Here is a 16,762-nt window from a genome sequence, read left to right on the forward strand (position 1 = left end):
CCCGGCGTGCACCAAGGCCGCACGGGCCACGCCTGCGCTTGGTGCGTCGGCACTGCCTGCGCTTGGTGCGCTGGCGCCGGCGGTTCAGCCGCCGGGCGGCTTGAGCAGTTCGTGCGCCTTCACCACGCGCTCGGCCACCTGGCCCAGGCGCTGGCCGCGGTCCATGGCCAGCTTGCGCAGGTGGGCGTGGGCCTGCGCCTCGGTGAGGCCCACCTCTTCCATCAGCAGGCCCTTGGCACGTTCCACCAGCTTGCGCTCGCCCAGCTGCGTCTGCGCCATCTCCAGCTGGCCGCGCAGCTCACGGTCTTGCTCGAAACGCGCGATGGCCACCTGCAGCACCGGCAGCAGCCGCTGCGGCTGCAGGCCCGAGATGACATAGGCGCTCACACCCGCGCGCAGCGCCTGCTGCATGGGCGCGGTGCTGGCGTCTTCACTGAACACCACCACCGGGCGCGGGCAGGCGCTGGAAACGGTGGCCAGGTGCTCCAGCGTGTCGCGGCCGGGGCTCTCGCTGTCGACGATCACCACGTCGGGCTGCAGGCGCAGCACGCAGTCGTGGATGAGCAGGGCCGAGTCGAGCACGCCCACCACCAGGTGGCCCAGGCGCGCCAGTTCGTCGTGGATGAGGCTGACGCGGTGGGCGCCGTCGTCGATGAGCAGCACGCGCAGCGGGCGGCCGGTGTCGGCGGGGGTCTCGTCGGGACTCTCAGCGGGGCACTCGGTGGCCGGGCCCGGGGTCGCCGCCGGCACGGCGGGGGCCGCCGTGGGCGTTGGGGTCGGAGGGCGGCGCGGCTTCACGCCGCCGAGCCGCGCAACTTTCGTGCCGCGCGCTGGCGCGGCACGGCGCCTGTCAGCGGTAGTAGGGCTCGACCGTGCCCTTGAGCTTGATCAGCAGCGGCTGGCCCTTGCGGTCCACCGTCTTGCCGGCGGGCACGCGGATCCAGCCTTCGCTGATGCAGTACTCGGCGACGTCGCCACGGTCCTTGCCGTTGAAGCGGATGCCGATGTCGTGCTCGAAGACGGCACGCACGTGGTAGGGGCTGCGCGGGTCGGTGGCCAGGCGGTCGGGCATCTCGGGGCGGGCGGCGGTGTCGGTCATGGTCGTTCGGTGCGGACATCGGCCCTGAGGGCCGGGGGCCCGCATTGTCTGGCATCGCGGCCGGCCGCCCGCGGCGCCCAGAGGCGAAAATGCAGGTGTGAACGCCCCCCACCCTGCCCCCGACACCAGCGCCCCCGGCGATCTGCTGCACAGCGCCTTCTACCGCTTCACGCCACTGGCCGATGCCACCGAGGCCGCCGCCGCGGTGCGTGCCTTGGCCACCGAGTGCGGCCTCTTCGGCGCCATCACCATCGCCACCGAAGGCATCAACGGCGCCGTCTCCGGCCCGGCGGCGGCGGTGGCGCGCTTCGAAGCCGCGCTGCAGGCGCCGGCGCTGCTGTCGGGCGCTTTCGCGGGCATGCCCTTCAAGCGCAGCGCGTGCGTCACGCCGCCCTTCGCGCGCCTGAAGGTGCTGGTGAAGCCCGAGATCGTGGCCTTGGGCCTGCCGGGTGCCGAGACGCTGCCGCTGCCCGACATGCACGACACCACCCACCTCAGCCCGGCGCAATGGCGCGAGCTGCTGCAACGGGAAGACGTGGTGCTGCTGGACAACCGCAACCACTTCGAATTCCGCCTCGGCCACTTCAAGGGCGCCGAAGACCCGGGCGTGCGCCACTTCCGCGATTTCGTCGCCTACGTCGAGGCGCACGCGCCGGCCTGGCGCGAGGCGCAGCGCCCGGTGGCGATGTACTGCACCGGCGGCATCCGCTGCGACAAGACCGCGCCCTGGCTGCAGAGCCTGGGCCTGCAGGTGCTGCAGTTGGAGGGTGGCATCCTCAACTACTTCCAGCAGCTGCCCGACGCCGCGCGGGAGTGGGAGGGCGAGTGTTTCGTCTTCGACAAGCGCATCGCGCTGGATGCGCAGCTGCAGGAGACACCCACCACCGCCGCCGAGGTCTTCGACGAGACCGACCCCGGCGAGGCCTGGCGCCTGGCGCGCGCGCAGCGTTTGGACGCCTTTTGACGCGGCACGTTCTGCAGCCGCACTCAACGCCGCTACAGGCCATCCCATGACCCGCCCGCGCCCGACCTGGGTGCCACCGGCGCGCGAGGGCCTCAGCGCCAGCCGCGTGGCCGTTGCCGCACCGCCCGGCGGCGGCACCTGGCCCAGCCTGGCGGCCTTTCTCGACCACCGGCTGCCGCCCGGCCGCCCCTGGGCCGAACGCCTGGCACGCGGCGACGTGCTCGATGCGCAGGGCCGCGCCTGCCCGATGGACGCGCCCTGCCCGCCCGCCCACAGCGTGCTCTGGTACTGGCGCAGCCTGCCCACCCACCAGCCCGAGCCGCGCGTGCCCGGCGAGGTGGTGGTGCTGCACCAGGACGAGCACCTGGTGGCCGTGGACAAGCCGCACTTCCTGCCCGTCACGCCCGGCGGCCGCCACCTGTTTGAGACCGTGCTGGTGCGGCTGAAACACCAGCTCGGCATCGAGACCCTGGTGCCCATGCACCGGCTCGACCTCGAGACCGCCGGCGTGCTGCTCTTCATGGTGCAGCCGGCCACGCGCGCGGCCTTTCAGGCGTTGTTTCGCGAGCGGCGTGTGCACAAGGTCTACGAGGCGGTGGCGCCCTGGCGCAGCGATGTCGAACTGCCGATCACGATGCGCAGCCGCCTGCAGGAACGCGAAGGCCGCGCCTTCATGCAGATGGAAACCGTGCCCGGCGAGCCCAACGCCATCACCACGGTGGAACTCATCGCGCGCCTGGGGCCCGAATTCGCCCACTACCGCCTGCACCCTCAGACCGGCGCCAAGCACCAGCTGCGCGCCCACCTCAACGCCCTGGGCCTGCCGATCTGCGGCGACCGCATCTACCCGCACCTGTGGCCCGAGCCGCCGGCCGATGCGCCGCCTGATTTTTCGCAGCCGCTGCAGTTGCTGGCCCGCGAGATCGGCTTCACCTGCCCGGTGACGGGCCAGGTGCGCAGCTACCGCAGCCGGCAGACGCTGGCGATGGTGGCGGCGGCCCCATCGCCGGCCTGAGGCGGCGTCGCCCTCTTCAGCGCCACGCGAAGAACGGCTGGTCGAAGTGCGCCACGCGCGTGGCGCGGCCCAGCAGCGCCACCTCGCGGAACTGGTAGAGGAAGGCCGCGGTGGGCGCCGCCACCCAGTGCGTGCCCAGCGGCATGCGCAGCACGGGGTGCTCGGCGCCACGCACCTGGTTGAGCAAGGGCGCGTCTGCGCGCAGCAGTTCGTCGGCGCCAATGCGGTGCACCGAGGCCACCTCGGCCGGGTTGGGCTGCAGCGCGCGCGCCGCGCCGGCCCACACCACCACGGGCGTGACGAGGTAGCCCGAGCGCGTGGCGTAGTCGTCCAGCCGGCCCAGCACGGCCTCGGGCGGCAGCCGCAGGCCGAGTTCTTCGTGCAGCTCGCGCAGCGCGGCCTGCTCGGGGCTTTCGCCTTCGTCGACGCGGCCCCCTGGCAGCGCCCACTGGCCGGCGTGCTGGCGCATCGTGAGCGCGCGGCGTGTCAGCAGCACCGCGGCGGCCTCGCTCCAGGGCGTGTGGGCGGGCTGCAGCGGCAGGCCGGGCAAGCCGGCGCCCCAGCCGGCTTCGGTGACGGGCAGGGCCACGGCAGCGTGCCGGCGGCCCTCGGCGGGCAAGGCCTGCACTGGCCAGGCCGCAAGGCGCTGCTGCAGGAACGTGCGCAGCGATGCGCCGGTGGGCAAGGTGTTCACCCGCCCGAGTCTGGCATGGCCGTGCGCTGGGGCTACCGGGCCGTGGCCGTGGCCGGGCGTGGCATAAAGCGGCATGACCACCTCAGCCGCCCCTGCCGACTGGTTCAGCCGCCTGTTCGGCTTTCGTGAAGGCCCCTACGCGGCCGCGCGCGAGCGACTGGCCTTGGAAGGTGATGAACTCGTCTCGCGCGTGAACGGCGCACGCTACGCCACCGGCCGGCTGGAAGTGGCGAGCCTGGCCACGCTGCGCGAGCGCACGCCGCTGCCACCCGCCGGCAGCCCCGTGCGGCAGACCCTGCACTGCGTGGCCGCCGACGCCCGCGCGCTGCATGCCGCGCCCGAGAACGCCGGGGCGCTGTTCCAGGTGGCCTCGCAGTTCAACCTGCTGGAGATGGTGGGGCCCGACGTCAGCCCCGAAGACGGCGTGACGCGCTACCAGCACGACCGCACGCAGGGCCCGGCCTGCGCCATGGCCGCAGGCGCGGCCACGGTCTACCGCAACTACTTCGCCCCCGTGCCCGGCACGCCCGCCCAGCAGGGCCAGACCGCCGCGCGGCAGATCGACACCCTGGCACCGCTGGGCGCTGCCCTGGCCGCGGCCCTGCACCGCGCCACCGGCCGTGAAGCCCCGCCGCTGTGGACGATGCGCAATGGCTACGCACTGTGCCGGCCCGAGGGCCTGGCGGTGCTGAACCCCTGGCTGCGCAGCGCCCCGGAGGCCGAGCGCGATGCGCTGCGCGCGGCGCTGTGCATCGGCCTGCACCACGGCGTGGAGGTGACCGACCTGCCCGGCCCCGCCCGCCCGCGCGTGACGCAGGCGTTTTGCTCGGCGCTGCCCGTGGCCTACGGCCGCGGCCCCAGCGCCGCCTGGGAGCCGCTGGCGCGCCTGGTGCTCGAGGCCGCCTACGAGGCCACGCTGCGCGCGGCCCTGACGCAACAGCAGGCCGGCGGCAGCGGCCGGGTGCTGCTCACGCGCCTGGGCGGCGGCGCCTTCGGCAACGACGCAGCCTGGATCGACGACGCGATGGCACGCGCCCTCGCCCTGACGGCCGGCACGGGGCTGCAGGTGCAACTGGTCAGCTACGGCAGCGTGCCGGCTTCGATGGCGGCGCTGGCAGCGCGGACCGATCTGGGGCTGTAGGGCGCCACAGTGGTTGCGAAGCGCGCCACGAGATCGCGACTGGCGGGCGCTGATCCTTGCGACCAGCCTGACCTCGCATACCGCAGGGATCGCGGTGAGGGGCGGCAACCGCGTGGAGCATGACCCCACCGATGTCACCTCGGCTGGCCTGCTTGCCACGCTGCGTCGCGAGCGACGACAGCTTTGCCGCAGGCCAACGGCGTTGGCCTCCGTCTGCTAGCGACCCTGAGGCGACATTTACGCACTCGAATTCGTCGCCGTGAAGCCGTCGGTGAGAGCAATGCGACACACCCGAAGATGGCCGATGTTCTCCATCGGCCGGCCCCGGTCGCCGGAGTCGTCATTGTCAATGGGCTTTACACACCGCGCCGGCGTCAGCCCGATGCGCCGGCAAGAACGTTGATTTGTAAGGAGTAAGTCATCCGGGCCCGTAACTTGCTTTTGCAATTTCTGATTCCGACTTCGTGCTTGCGTAGAGTCCTCGGCAACCTGCTACTCCGGAGCTCCTTTCCTATGTTCAAACACCTCGCGTTGGCCGGTCTTGGCCTCTTCTCTGCCTTCCAGGCAAGTGCCGCCCTGGTCAAGTACACCGACCGCGCCTTGTTCCAGGCTGCGGTTTCCAGCCTGACTGTGGACAGCCTGTCAGACATCACCAATGGGAGCTTCAATCAGAACCGCGGCACCTACAGATTCGACATGGCTGCCTACGGTTGCGTTGCCGGTCCGGCGATGTGCAACGACAACACGCTGGACGGCATGGTGTATCCGGGCTATGTCTGGACCTATGGAAGCGGCACCTTCACTTTCGGCAATGCCATCAACGCGTTCGGCCTCGACTTCGGCTATGCGTTTGGCTCGGCCTCGGTCACCCTCGCCGGCATCACGCACACCGTTACCAACGGTGGCTTCCTGGGCTTCATCGAGACGGCCGGCACTTTCACCCAGGTCAGCTACGCGGCGCAGGGCAGCGGTTCGCTGTTCGACAACGTCAGCTACGGGACGGCGGGCGCGCATAACGTCCCCGAGCCGGGCAGTCTGGCTCTGGCCGGTCTGAGCCTGGCCTGCCTAGCCGCGGTGAAGCGTCGCAAGACCGCGCGCGGCTGAAGCCGCCCCAGGCGCCTCGGCTCGGGGGGCGCCCTTCTGTGCGCCCGACTTGGCGACAAAGGCGGCGCCGATCGAACCCGATGCACCGCCTCGGTTGTCGACGCTCACCGCCTGGCCCAGCACCTGCGGCAGCGGCTGCGCCAGGATGCGGGCGACCTGATCCACCGAGCCGCCGGGCGGGAACACGGCCATTAGGCGAATAGGTTTCTTCAAGAGCCACGCCTGGGCTTACGCGAGGGCAGACGCCAGCAGGCTCGCAGCGGCAAGACAGAACGCGGCAATGGGTTTCACCGCTCCAGTGTTACCGCGTTGGTCCACGTCGCCTGTTCAAACCTTTCCAGGCACGAAACACAGCCGCTGGTCGAACCCATCGTGGCCGAACGCGACAGCGTCCCGCATCTGTACCAGACGTTGCTGCACAGTCTACCGCTGGCCGAAGGCTGGCTGGGCTAACTGGCAGTCGTACGGCAGTAACTGAGTCTTGGCGGCGCGATGCGCGGACCGCTCATTATGCGCGTGGCCCAGCTCAGCGGCGCGCCGTACGAGGCCGAAGAGCATAAACCGATCGCGCTAAAGAAAAGCGTCACCTAAGCCCAGTTGGACGCCTTGTCCGAGTGGGCAACCATCGTCATATCCAATGCCCTGGAACGCGCGGTGCTGCAGTTGTGCGACATCATGACGCGGAAAGCACAGGTGCCCAAGGACGTGCTGATGGCGGTGCAGCGCCCGCTGAGCGTCATTGATCGCGGGCGCCAGCAACGTTTGAGTGCTCCAGCCCGGCCGGTCGCGAACGACGGGTCATGGCCGCGTGCCGGTACTGACGAGGGGCCGCTTCCTGGCAAGCCAGTCGGGACCAAACAGTCTGCGCGCGGGAATCAAGATGTGCGGGCGCGTAGGCCAGCCGCAACAACTCCGGGACACCTTCGACCCACCCGGTGGCGCGACCCTCGCCAGCTGCTTGTTGGCCCTTGCGCGCCAGAGCAACCAGGCTGGCGCCACGCGAGGGCGGCAGCCGGCAGTACTGACGTGACGCCGCTTCAGGCGCCGCGCACCGCCTCGGCCAGCCCGCTGAGCCGGCGTGTCAGGCGGGCGGCCGCCGTCACCAGGCGCGCGGGCTCGGGCGCCACCAGCGTGAAGGCGCTGCGCGCACGCGTGATGCCGGTGTAGACCAGCTCGCGCGTGAGCACCGGGTTGTCTTCGGGCGGCAGCACCAGCAGCACGTGCGCAAACTCCGAGCCCTGGCTCTTGTGCACCGTCATGGCATAGGCCGTTTCCACGTCAGCCAGGCGGCTGATGGCCACCGAGCGCAGCGTCTCGCCATCGAGGAACCAGGCGCGCAGCGGCGCTTGGGGGTTGGCCGCGTTGGCGGCGCCGGGCGGGGCCAGCACGAGGCCGATGTCGCCGTTGAAGATGCCCAGCGCCGGCTCGTTGCGCGTGACCATCACCGGGCGGCCTTCGTACCACTCGCCGCCCTTCTTCAGCACGCCTTGCTGCACCAGCGCGGCCTCGATGGCCGCGTTGAGCCCGGCCACGCCGAAGGGCCCGCTGCGCAGCGCGCACAGCACGCGGCAGCGGTCGAAGGTGGTGAGCAGCCCGCGAACCCAGGGCTCGAAGGCCTCGGTCTCGGCTGGGCGCTGCGCCAGGGCCTGCAGGGCCGCCGCGTAACCGGCAGTGTCCACACCGGCCTCGGCGGCGGCACGGCCCTGCACCGCCAGCCGCGCGATGGCGGCGCTGTCGGCGGCCGGCACCAGGGCCAAGGCGCCACCGCCGGGCTGAGCGGTCTGGGCGCGCAGCAGCGCCAGCGCCTCGGCGCCCTCGCCGCGGTTCACGGCCGTGGCCAGTTGGCCGATGGGGCCGGCGAAGCGTCGGCTGCGCTGCAGCACCACGGTCTGCTGCGCCAGGCCGCCGGAGTGGCCTGCATCCGCCACCACGGGCGGCGGCAGGCGCTGGCCGCTGTGCGCCTGCACCCAGGCCGCGGTGGCTGCGTCATAGGCCTGCGGGCCGGCACCAGCGCACAGCTCGCCCATCACCGCGCCGGCCTCCACCGAGGCCAGCTGGTCGCGGTCGCCCAACAGCACCAGGCGCGCGCCGGCGGGCAGCGCCTGCAGCAGTGCGGCCATCATCTCCAGGTGCACCATCGAGGCTTCGTCGACGAAGAGCAAGTCCACGTCCAGCGGCTGCGCCGCGTCGTGCACGAAGCGCCGCGTGCCGGGGCGTGTGCCCAGCAGGGCGTGCAGCGTGCGTGCCGGGGGCAAGGCCGCTGTCCAGGCCGCCAGCGGCAAGGCCTGCAGCGCGGGCGGTGCCGGTGGCGGGCTGGAGGCCGCAGGCGCGCCCGAGGCTTCAGACGCCGCGGCCCGCGCCACGAGGCCCTGCAGTGCGGCCACCATCGATTGCCGCAGCCGCGCTGCCGCCTTGCCGGTGGGCGCGGCCAGCGCCACGCGCAGCGGCTGCGCGCCGCCGTGCAGCGCCTGCAGCAGCACCAGCAGGCGCGCGGCGGTGTAGGTCTTGCCGGTGCCCGGGCCGCCGGTGATCAGCGTCAGGCGCGCGCGCAACGCCAGCGCGCAGGCCACGGCCTGCCAGTCGGGTTCGGCGGCAGCGGCTTCAGGTAGATCGAACAAGGCCGCCAGCAGCGCGCGAGCCTCATCCGGCGCATGCCCCGATCCGGCCTCGGCCTGCACACGCTGGCGCAGTTGCGCCGCGATGTCGGCCTCATACCGCCAGTAGCGGCGCAGGTACAGGCGCCCGGTCTGCAGCACCAGCGGGCTGCCCGCATCGGGCCCCTGCGCCACCGCCGGCGCGGTGCTGAGCAGCGCCGTGCCGCCCCAGGCGCGCTGTGCCGCGGCGGCATCGGCCGGCATCGTGGCCAGCGCGGCCTGCAGCGGGGCCTGCGCCTCGGCCGGCCAGCCCAGCAGCGGTGGCGCCTCTTGCGCCAGGCCCTGCAGCGGCAGCGCGCTGTGGCCGCGACCTTCCAGCTGCGCCAGCAGCGCCGCGGCCAGCAGCAGGCTGGGCGGCGCCTGCGCGTCCAGGCCGTGCAGGAACTCGGCGAAGGCCAGGTCCAGCGCCCGCAGCCAGCCGGCCGCACGCCAGCCGCGCAAGAGATCGAGGGTGTCGGCTGCGGTGTTCATGCGCCGGCCCCCTGCGGAATGGCTTCGTCCAGCGCCTGCAACAGCGCCAGTGGCGGTGCCAGGTGCAGCGCGCCGGCGCTCTCGCTGTGGATGCCGCGCAGGAAGAGGTAGACCGCGCCGTGCAGCTGCTCGGCCGGCCGGTAGGCCGGCCGGTAGGCCGCGCCCAGGCGCGCGCGCAGCAGCCGGTGCAAAGCCAGCAGGTAGAGCGCGGCCTGCACGTCGTAGCGGTGGGCAAGCATGGCCTCTTCCATGGCGAAAGGCGTGTAGTCGGCATCGAAGCCGCCCAGCGCGTTGCTCTTGTGGTCGAGCACGCCGAAGCGGCCGTCTTGTTCGTAGACGAGGTCGGCAAAGCCCATCAGCAGGCCGTGCAGCTGGCGTTCGGCCAAGGCCGGGCGGGCGCGGCCGGGCAGCAGGTGCTGGCGGCACAGGCGGTCGATCTCGCCGGTGTGCAGGCCGGTGCTGGGCAGCCAGAACTCCATCTCGGGCAGGCAGCGGCTGAGACCCGCCAGCGGCACGCCCAATGGCGGCAGCGGCCGGCTGCAGACGGCGCGCAGCCAGGCCAGCACATCGTCGGCGCGGTGGCCCCAGCCCTGGCGCTCGCAGCGGCGCTGCAGGGCCTGCTGCAGCGCCGGCTGGGTGTCGAGCGCAAAACCCTCGCCGGCCAGCCATTCCAGCTGCCCGTGCAGGAAGTTGCCGGCCAGCGCCCCGCGCGGGAAGCGATGCCAGGGCGTGTCGGCCACGCCGCGCGCAGGCGGGCCCGCAGCGGGGCTCACGGCCGCGGTGGCCTCGGCTTCGGCCGGTTCGTCGTCGAGCAGGAAAGTGCTCAGCGGCAGCGCTTCGGCCGTCGGCAGCAGCCGCGGCACGGCGGCCGTCGCCGCCTGGAGCGCGGGCGCGACGGGCGCCGCATCCCGCACCAGCGCCGAGTAGCTGCTGACGGCCCACAGCCGGTCGAAGCGGGCGCTGTAGCGCGGCGCCGGGCGCAGCGGCGCGGCGGCGGTGCGCGGGGCCAGGCGCGTGCGTGGCGGCAGGCCGGTCTCGGGTTGCAGCGCTGGCGCCAGCAGCTGCGCGCCGGGCACCAGGGCGAAGAACTGGCGCACGTCGGCCACCATCGCCTCGGCCGTGCGCTCGGCAGCGCCCGAGACCAAACGGCCCAAGGCGCTGAGGTGCCACTGGCAGGCCTTGCCGTTGCCGCGCGTGAGCGGCGCCACCCCCAGCCACAGCTGGTGGCGCGCGCGTGTCAGCGCCACGTAGAGCAGCCGCGTGTCTTCGCGCAGGCGCTCGGCCTCGGCGGCCTGCACCTGCTCGCTGCTGGGCGCCAGCTGCCACAGGCGCTGGCCGTCCTCGGCCGCCACGTTCACGCCGCCGCGGCCCGTCTCGGGCCGCGCCTGGGCGGCGAAGGGCAGGCAGACCAGCGGGTACTCCAGGCCCTTGCTCTTGTGCACGGTGATGACCTGCACGAGGTCGGCATCGCTTTCCAGTCGCAGCACCTGCTCGTCGCCGGCGGCGCCGCCGCGGCCGGCCTGGGCCTCGTCGATCTGCAGCGCCAGCCAGCGCAGCAGCGCCGGCTCGCCCTCGACGGTGCTGCTGGCAGCCTGCAGCAGCTCGGCCAGGTGCAGCACGTTGGTGAGGCGGCGTTCGCCGCTGGCGGCGTCGGGCAGTGCGCCGGGTATGGTGCCCGCCAGCCAGCGCGCCGGCAGCGCAAAAGCATGCAGGGCGCGCCGCAGCATCGCCAGCACGCCCTGCTGCTGCCACACGCGCTGCAGCTCGGCCAGCGTGGCGCAGCGCGCGTCGAAGGCGCTGTCGTCGTGGGCCAGCTGCAGCAGCTCGGGCAGCGGCAGCGCCAGCAGCGCGGTGGCCAGCGCGGCGCGCGCCAGGCGCGTGTCGCGCGGGGCGGCCACGGCATGCAGCAGGCGCAGCAGGTCGGCGGCCTCGTCGCTGGCGAAGACGCTGTCCTGGTCCGACAGGTAGACCGAGGCCACACCGCGCGCCTGCAGCGCCGCGCGCACCGCCGCCGCTTCGCGCCCGCTGCGCACCAGCACGGCGATGTCGGCCGGGCGCAGCGGCTGAAAGGCGCCGCCCTGGCCTACGAAGCCGCAGGCCGCGTCGTTCAGGCGCTGCACGATGTGCTCGGCGCACAGCGCGGCGTAGCGCTGCAGGTGCGCCGCCCCGCCCTGCAGGTCTTCCGACAAGCACAGCAGCAGCGGCGCTTCATCCCCGGCTGCGCTGACCCAGCGCTCGGCACGCCCGCGCGCGGCCACAGGCAGGAAAGGCAGCTCGCCGCGCAGCAGGAAGGCGCCCTCGCCCGGCCGCGCCTCGGCCTGCGCGAAACAGGCGTTCACCGCCGCGACCAGCGCCATGCTGCTGCGGTGGTTGGTGCCCAGCACGTGGTGGCGGCCGGCGGTGGCGCGGCGCGCCTGCAGGTAGCTGTGGATGTCGGCCCCGCGGAAGGCGTAGATGGCCTGCTTGGGGTCGCCGATCAGCAGCAGCGCCTGCGAAGGCGGCGTCTGCGCGATGCGGTAGAGGCGGTCGAAGATGCGCAGCTGCAGCGGCGAGGTGTCCTGGAACTCGTCGATCAGCGCCACCGGGTGCTGCGCGAGGATGCGCTCGCGCAGGCGCAGCGCGCGTTCGCCGTGGCGCGTGGTGTCGAGCGCGGCGTCCAGGCGCTGCAGCAGGTCGGCAAAGCCGAAGCGCCCGCCCTGGGCCTTGAGCTGCGCCAGCCGCTGGCCGATGTGCGCCACGGCATGCGCGCGCAGCGCCGGGCCGATGGGCGGCAAGGCCTCCAGCGCGGCGAGCAGGGTTTCGAAGGCCGCGAACTCGGGCGGCGGGTCGACAGAGGCGCCCTCCTTGCAGGCCGCTTGCAAGCCGGCCGGCGTCAGGCGCAGACGGCCCGTGTCGTTCAGGCCCTCGATGGTCGCGGCCTCGGGATCTTGCGCCCAGCGTGTGAGTGCGGCCAGCCACGGCGCGTAGTACTGCTCGCGCAGCTTGTTCCGGTTGAAGACGCTGTCTCGCGGCGCCAGCCGCTCCACCAGCCAGCGCTCCATGGCCTCGACGCGCTCCACCCAGCCCGCCTTCAGCCGCGCCAGCACCGCCCGCCGCTCGGCCAGCAGTCGCATCGCCGCCTCGCCCAGGCTCCCTGCGGGCACCGCGTGCGCCAGCGGGCGCTGCAGCAGGCCCTGCACGTCGTGCACCAGCGCCTCCACGTCGGCCCAGGTGCCCAGCACGGCGGCCAGGGCCTCGTCGGCCAGGGGGTAGACCTGCTGGCGCCAGTAGTCGTGCGCGGCCTGCTCGCGCAGCGCGGCTTCGTCGGCCTGCAGTTCTTCGTCGAAGAGGCTGCCGCTGTCGAAGGCGTGCTCGCGCAGCATGCGCTGGCACCAGGCGTCGATGGTGAAGACGGCGGCATCGTCCATGGCCTCGGCGGCCATGGCCAGGCGCCAGGCGGCCTGCTCGCGCACAGGGCCTGCGGCGTGTTCGGCCAGCAGCGCGGTGAGGAAGGCGTCGGGCGCCGGCGCATCGGGCGGGCGCGGCTCGCCGCGGAAGCTGGCGGCGGCCTCGACCAGCCTCGCGCGGATGCGGTCGGACAGCTCGCGCGTGGCGGCCTTGGTGAAGCTCATCACCAGGATCTCACCGGGCAGCAGCGGCCGCACTGGCGCGGCGGCCGCACCGCCGTGACCCAGCACCAGGCGCAGGTAGAGCGCGGCGATGGTCCAGGTCTTGCCGGTGCCGGCGCTGGCCTCGATGAGGCGGCTGCCCTGCAGCGGCAGCGTCAGCGGGTTCAGCAGCTGCGCTGCGGCGGGGTTCGGCAGCTCACTCATCACCGTCTCCCGCGGCGGCCTCGGCCTCGTCGCCAGCCGCTCCGCCCGGCAGGTCTTCGATGCGCAGCTGCGTGGCCATCGCCTCGGCCAGCGCGGCGTAGAGCGTGCGCGAGGCCGGCTCGTGCGCCGGGTGGGCCGCCAGGTGCGCGTAGCTGGGGAACAGGCGTGCGAGGCATGGCTCGCGGCCCTCGGCGGGCACGCGGCCTTGGGCGCTGCCTTCGAAGGCGGCCTGCGCGGCCTCGGCGCTCTTCAACAAGCCCAGGCCGGTGGCCAGCGCGGTGGGCCAGGGCGCGTCGGCGCTCAAGCCATCGGCCCAGGCGGCCAGCAAGGCCTGCAGCGTCTGCCGCGCGGCCGCGGGCTCGGGCGGGGCGAGGTGCACGACCTTGTCGGCACCGACGACGATGCCGGCCACCGGCCGGCCGCAGGCGGCTGCGGCCAGGCACCGCAGCCAGGGGCGCAGCAGCTTGTCGGCGCGCGGCGGCGGCGCCTTGCTCGGCTTGCTGCTCACCAGGCGGCTGGCCTGCAGCTCGATGAACACCGGCAGCGCGCCGGGCTCGGCGCTGGCGCGCAGGCCGACCAGCGCATCGCTCAGCCCGGGCATGGCGGGCAAGCCGTCGGCCAGGTCGTCTTGCACCACCGCGGGCAGCGCCGGCGGCAGCGGCGGCAGCAGCTGCGGGTGCGCGGCGCGCAAGGCCTGCCAGTGCTGCAGCATGGGCTGCAGCGTCTGCTGCAGCTCGGCCTGCACACGACGGCCCGGCCCAGCCAGCGGCAGGCGGCCGGCGCGTTGCAGGCGAGCCAGCTCGGCCTGCACGGCGCAGGCAACGGCCTCGGCATCGACGGCCGTGTCTGCGCCCTGCGCCGCGGCCAGCGCGGCCTCGCGCTGCGCGCTGCGCAAGACCTCGTCCATCAGCTGCCAGCGGTCCAGCCCGGCGGCGGCAAAACTCTCGTCGTCGGGCGGCGCCTCGGCACGTTCGGTGAACTGCACCTGCAGGCGGTGGCGGAACCAGGCCTTCACCGGGTTCTTCAGGAAGGCCGCCAGCGCGTCCAGCGTGGCCGGTGCGAGCGAGGGCGCTACCGGGGCCACCGCAGCGGGCGCAGCAGCTGCGGCGGGCTCGGCCGGCCCCTCGTGCGCGCCCCGCCACTCGGCCGCGTAGGTGAAGAGCGCCGGCGCCGCCGCGCCTTCGGCCAATGCCGGCGCCTCGAAGTAGCGCCGGCTGAAGGGCTGCAGCGGGTGCTCGGTGATGCGCGCCTTCAGCGCCGCCTCGCCCCACACCGCTTCCAGGTGGTCTTGCAGCTGCCCGACCAGCACCGAGGGCGGCTGCCCCTGGTTGTCGCGCACGCTGCGGCCGGCCCAGCTGAGGTAGAGCACACGCCGCGCCGAGAGCAGCGCGTCCAGCATCAGCTGGCGGTCGTCGTCGCGGCGCGAGCGGTCGCCCGGGCGCGCCTGCCCGGGCAGCGCCATCAGGTCGAAATCGCTGCGCAGGCTGCGACGCGGGTAGTCGCCATCGTTCATGCCGAGCAGGCACACCACCTCGAAAGGAATGGCGCGCAGCGGCAGCAGCGTGCAGAAGGTGACGCCGCCGGCGCGGAAACGGCGCGTGAGGCCGGGTTCGTCCAGCGCGTCGAGCCAGGCTTCGCGCAGCACGTCCAGCGCCACCGGCTCGTCGAAACCCGCGGCCTCGCAGGCCTGCAGCCAGGCGCCTAGGGCCTCGTCCAGCGCGGCCAAGAGCGCGCGTTCTTCGTCGTCCTGCGCGGCGAACACCGCCTGCAGCAGCGCCCGCGCCCGCACCGCCCAGGCTTCGGGCGCGCGCGGCACCCCGCTGTCGGCCCACCAGGCCTGCAGCACGCCCAGCCACTCGGCCAGCGCACCGGCGAGTTCGGCGTCCAGGCCCGCCACCTCGGGGTGGGGCTCGATGCCGGCGGGGCGCTCGGCCGCGGGCGGCAACTCGCCCGTCGCATAGCCCAGCAGCAGGCGCTGCAGCGCGAACTGCCAGCTGTTGAAACCCTCGCAGCTGGCCAGGCCCAGCTGCGCGCGCTGTGCCGCACTCAGGCCCCAGCGTGCGCCGGCGCCGGCTGCCCAGGCCAGCAGCGTGGGCAGGTCTTCGGGCGCCAGGCCGAAGCGCCGCGCCAGCGCCGGCACCTCCAGCAGGCCCTGCAGTTCGCTGAAGCTGTGGCGCTGCTGCGGCGCGCGCAGCAGCCATTCCAGGGCCAGCAGCAGCGGGTGGCGGCCGCGCTCGCGCTGGTCGGCCAGGCCCCAGGGGATGTGCCGCGGGTGGCCGCGGCCGTGCTGGCCGAAGACGGCGCGGATGGCCGGCGCGAAGGTCTCGATGTCGGGCACCATCACGACGATGTCGCGCGGCTGCAGCGCATCGCCCCCCGGCGGGTGGGCCAGCAGGTGCAGCAGCTGGTCGTGCAACACCTCCACCTCGCGCTGTGCGCCGTGCGCGACGTGGAAGACGATGGAGCGGTCGTCCGCCGCCGGCGGCACGGCGGTGGCGCGGGCTTCCGCCAGGGGCTGCAGATCGCGGATCTGCGCCTGCAGCTGCTGCAGCAGCGTCTGGCCCGGGCCTTCGTCGAAGAAGTCGACGCGCGACATCGCAAACCGCTGCCGCGCCACTTCGGCGTTGTCGAAGGCGTCGAGCTGGCGCACGAAGTCGCGCCCCTGCCGCCCCCAGGCGGCCAGCAGCGGGTGGCCGTGCAGGTGCAGGGCCTCCAGCGGCAGCGCGGCCAGGTCGGTGCCGCCGCGCAGCGGCGCGCGGCGGCGCGCGGCCCGCAGCAGTTCACGCCCGCTGATGAGGTCGGCCCAGTGGTAGCGGCAGGGGTTGGGCACGGCCAGCAGCACCTGCACGTGCTCGGACAGCGCCGCCACCGCTTCCAGCAGCTGCTGCGGGATGTGCGTGGTGCCGAACAGCACCACGCGGCGCGGCAGGCCCGGCCAGGGCCCGGCGCCGGTCTCACGCAAGGCCTGCACGAAGCGCTGCTGCAGCTGCGGGCGCGCTGCGGCCTGCTCTTCGGCGGGCAACTCGGCCAGCAGCGCGCGCCACAGCGCGGGCTGCCAGGCCTGGTCGGCAGGCACGTCTGCCGCAGCCGCAGGGGCACGCGGCAGCGTGTTGCGCCCCGCCGCCCAGGCCTGCAGCCAGTCGCCGCGGTAGACCTGGTACTGGTCGAACAGATCGGCCAGGCGCCGCGCCAGCTGCAGGCGGCGCGCGGGGCTGTCGTCGGCGCCCAGGAAAGCCGCCACGGGCTCGAAGCCCGGCTGCGCGGCCAGCCCGGGCAGCAGGCGCATCAGGCGCCAGGTCAGCGGCAGCTTGTCCAGCGCCGACACCGCCGGCACCGCGGCCCGCCCCAGCACCGCGCGGTAGGCGCGCCAGATGAAGCGCGCCGGCAGCTCCACGCGCGTGGCCGCGCACAGGCCCTGGGCGGTGGCCAGTTCCATCTTCAGCCACTCGGCCATGCCGTTGCTCTGCACGAGCAGCGTCTCTTCCTCCAGCGGCCCCAGCGGGTGGCGCGCGAGGAAGGCGAACACGGTCTCGGCCAGGGCTGCCAGGCGGTTGCCGTGCAGCACCAGCAGGCCGGGCGTGAGTGCGGCGCCTGTGAGGGCTGGTGAGACGGACTCAGGCATGGATGGAGGAAAGGCGTGCATGGGTGCGCAGCTTCACAGCCGGCAGGCTCAGAACATGAGCCTGCCTTCGGGCCTCGACACCTCATTCGCCCGGCAGTGCCTGCGGGCGCCGAGGCTACACGAGGGCCGGGGCGGCGCACCCATCAGACACTTTCAGGACACCAGAAACGAAAACAGCGCCCTGAG

10 protein-coding genes are annotated in these 16,762 nt (G+C 73.6%); 4 read left to right on the forward strand and 6 right to left on the reverse strand.

Annotated elements, in window-relative coordinates:
• Positions 1-84 precede the first annotated feature (84 nt).
• Positions 85-750: an ANTAR domain-containing response regulator gene (locus EOE66_RS11900; protein ID WP_164885077.1), complete on the reverse strand. Its 666-nt coding sequence runs from the start codon at positions 748-750 to the stop codon at positions 85-87.
• Between the two features lie 100 nt (positions 751-850).
• A complete protein-coding gene (locus EOE66_RS11905; protein WP_128228877.1) occupies positions 851-1,099 on the reverse strand; it encodes a DUF3297 family protein in 249 nt (82 codons plus the stop codon).
• A 97-nt stretch (positions 1,100-1,196) separates the two neighbouring features.
• Between EOE66_RS11905 and trhO the strand changes: the two genes are divergently transcribed.
• Positions 1,197-2,063: an oxygen-dependent tRNA uridine(34) hydroxylase TrhO gene (gene trhO, locus EOE66_RS11910; RefSeq protein ID WP_128228878.1), complete on the forward strand. Its 867-nt coding sequence runs from the start codon at positions 1,197-1,199 to the stop codon at positions 2,061-2,063.
• Between the two features lie 46 nt (positions 2,064-2,109).
• Positions 2,110-3,078, forward strand: a complete 969-nt coding sequence (locus EOE66_RS11915; RefSeq protein WP_128228879.1) for a pseudouridine synthase — start codon at positions 2,110-2,112, stop codon at positions 3,076-3,078.
• Between the two features lie 16 nt (positions 3,079-3,094).
• Here the strand turns inward: EOE66_RS11915 and EOE66_RS11920 are convergent, their stop codons facing one another.
• Positions 3,095-3,772, reverse strand: coding sequence for an NUDIX hydrolase (locus tag EOE66_RS11920; protein WP_245479010.1), 678 nt, complete (start codon positions 3,770-3,772; stop codon positions 3,095-3,097).
• 73 nt (positions 3,773-3,845) lie between these two features.
• On the opposite strand from EOE66_RS11920, the gene EOE66_RS11925 reads away from it, so the two are divergent.
• Positions 3,846-4,913 carry a hypothetical protein gene (locus tag EOE66_RS11925; protein ID WP_128228881.1) on the forward strand — a complete coding sequence of 356 codons (1,068 nt, stop codon included), beginning with the start codon at positions 3,846-3,848 and terminating at the stop codon, positions 4,911-4,913.
• 513 nt (positions 4,914-5,426) lie between these two features.
• A complete protein-coding gene (locus EOE66_RS11930) occupies positions 5,427-6,017 on the forward strand; it encodes a PEP-CTERM sorting domain-containing protein (protein WP_128228882.1) in 591 nt (196 codons plus the stop codon).
• 1,037 nt (positions 6,018-7,054) lie between these two features.
• On the opposite strand, the gene recD is transcribed toward EOE66_RS11930, so the two are convergent.
• From recD to recC, 3 genes are read right to left on the reverse strand one after another with little or no spacing between them, the layout of a single operon-like run.
• Positions 7,055-9,142, reverse strand: coding sequence for an exodeoxyribonuclease V subunit alpha (recD, locus tag EOE66_RS11940; RefSeq protein WP_128228884.1), 2,088 nt, complete (start codon positions 9,140-9,142; stop codon positions 7,055-7,057).
• A complete protein-coding gene (gene recB, locus EOE66_RS11945) occupies positions 9,139-12,954 on the reverse strand; it encodes an exodeoxyribonuclease V subunit beta (protein WP_128228885.1) in 3,816 nt (1,271 codons plus the stop codon). Before recB ends, recD begins: the two co-directional genes overlap by 4 nt.
• Positions 12,947-16,576 (reverse strand): exodeoxyribonuclease V subunit gamma, encoded by a 3,630-nt coding sequence (recC, locus tag EOE66_RS11950; protein ID WP_128228886.1) that lies wholly within the window; start codon positions 16,574-16,576, stop codon positions 12,947-12,949. Before recC ends, recB begins: the two co-directional genes overlap by 8 nt.
• Positions 16,577-16,762 lie beyond the last annotated feature (186 nt).

The organism is Rubrivivax rivuli, from assembly GCF_004016505.1.
Lineage (GTDB): Bacteria > Pseudomonadota > Gammaproteobacteria > Burkholderiales > Burkholderiaceae_C > Rubrivivax > Rubrivivax rivuli.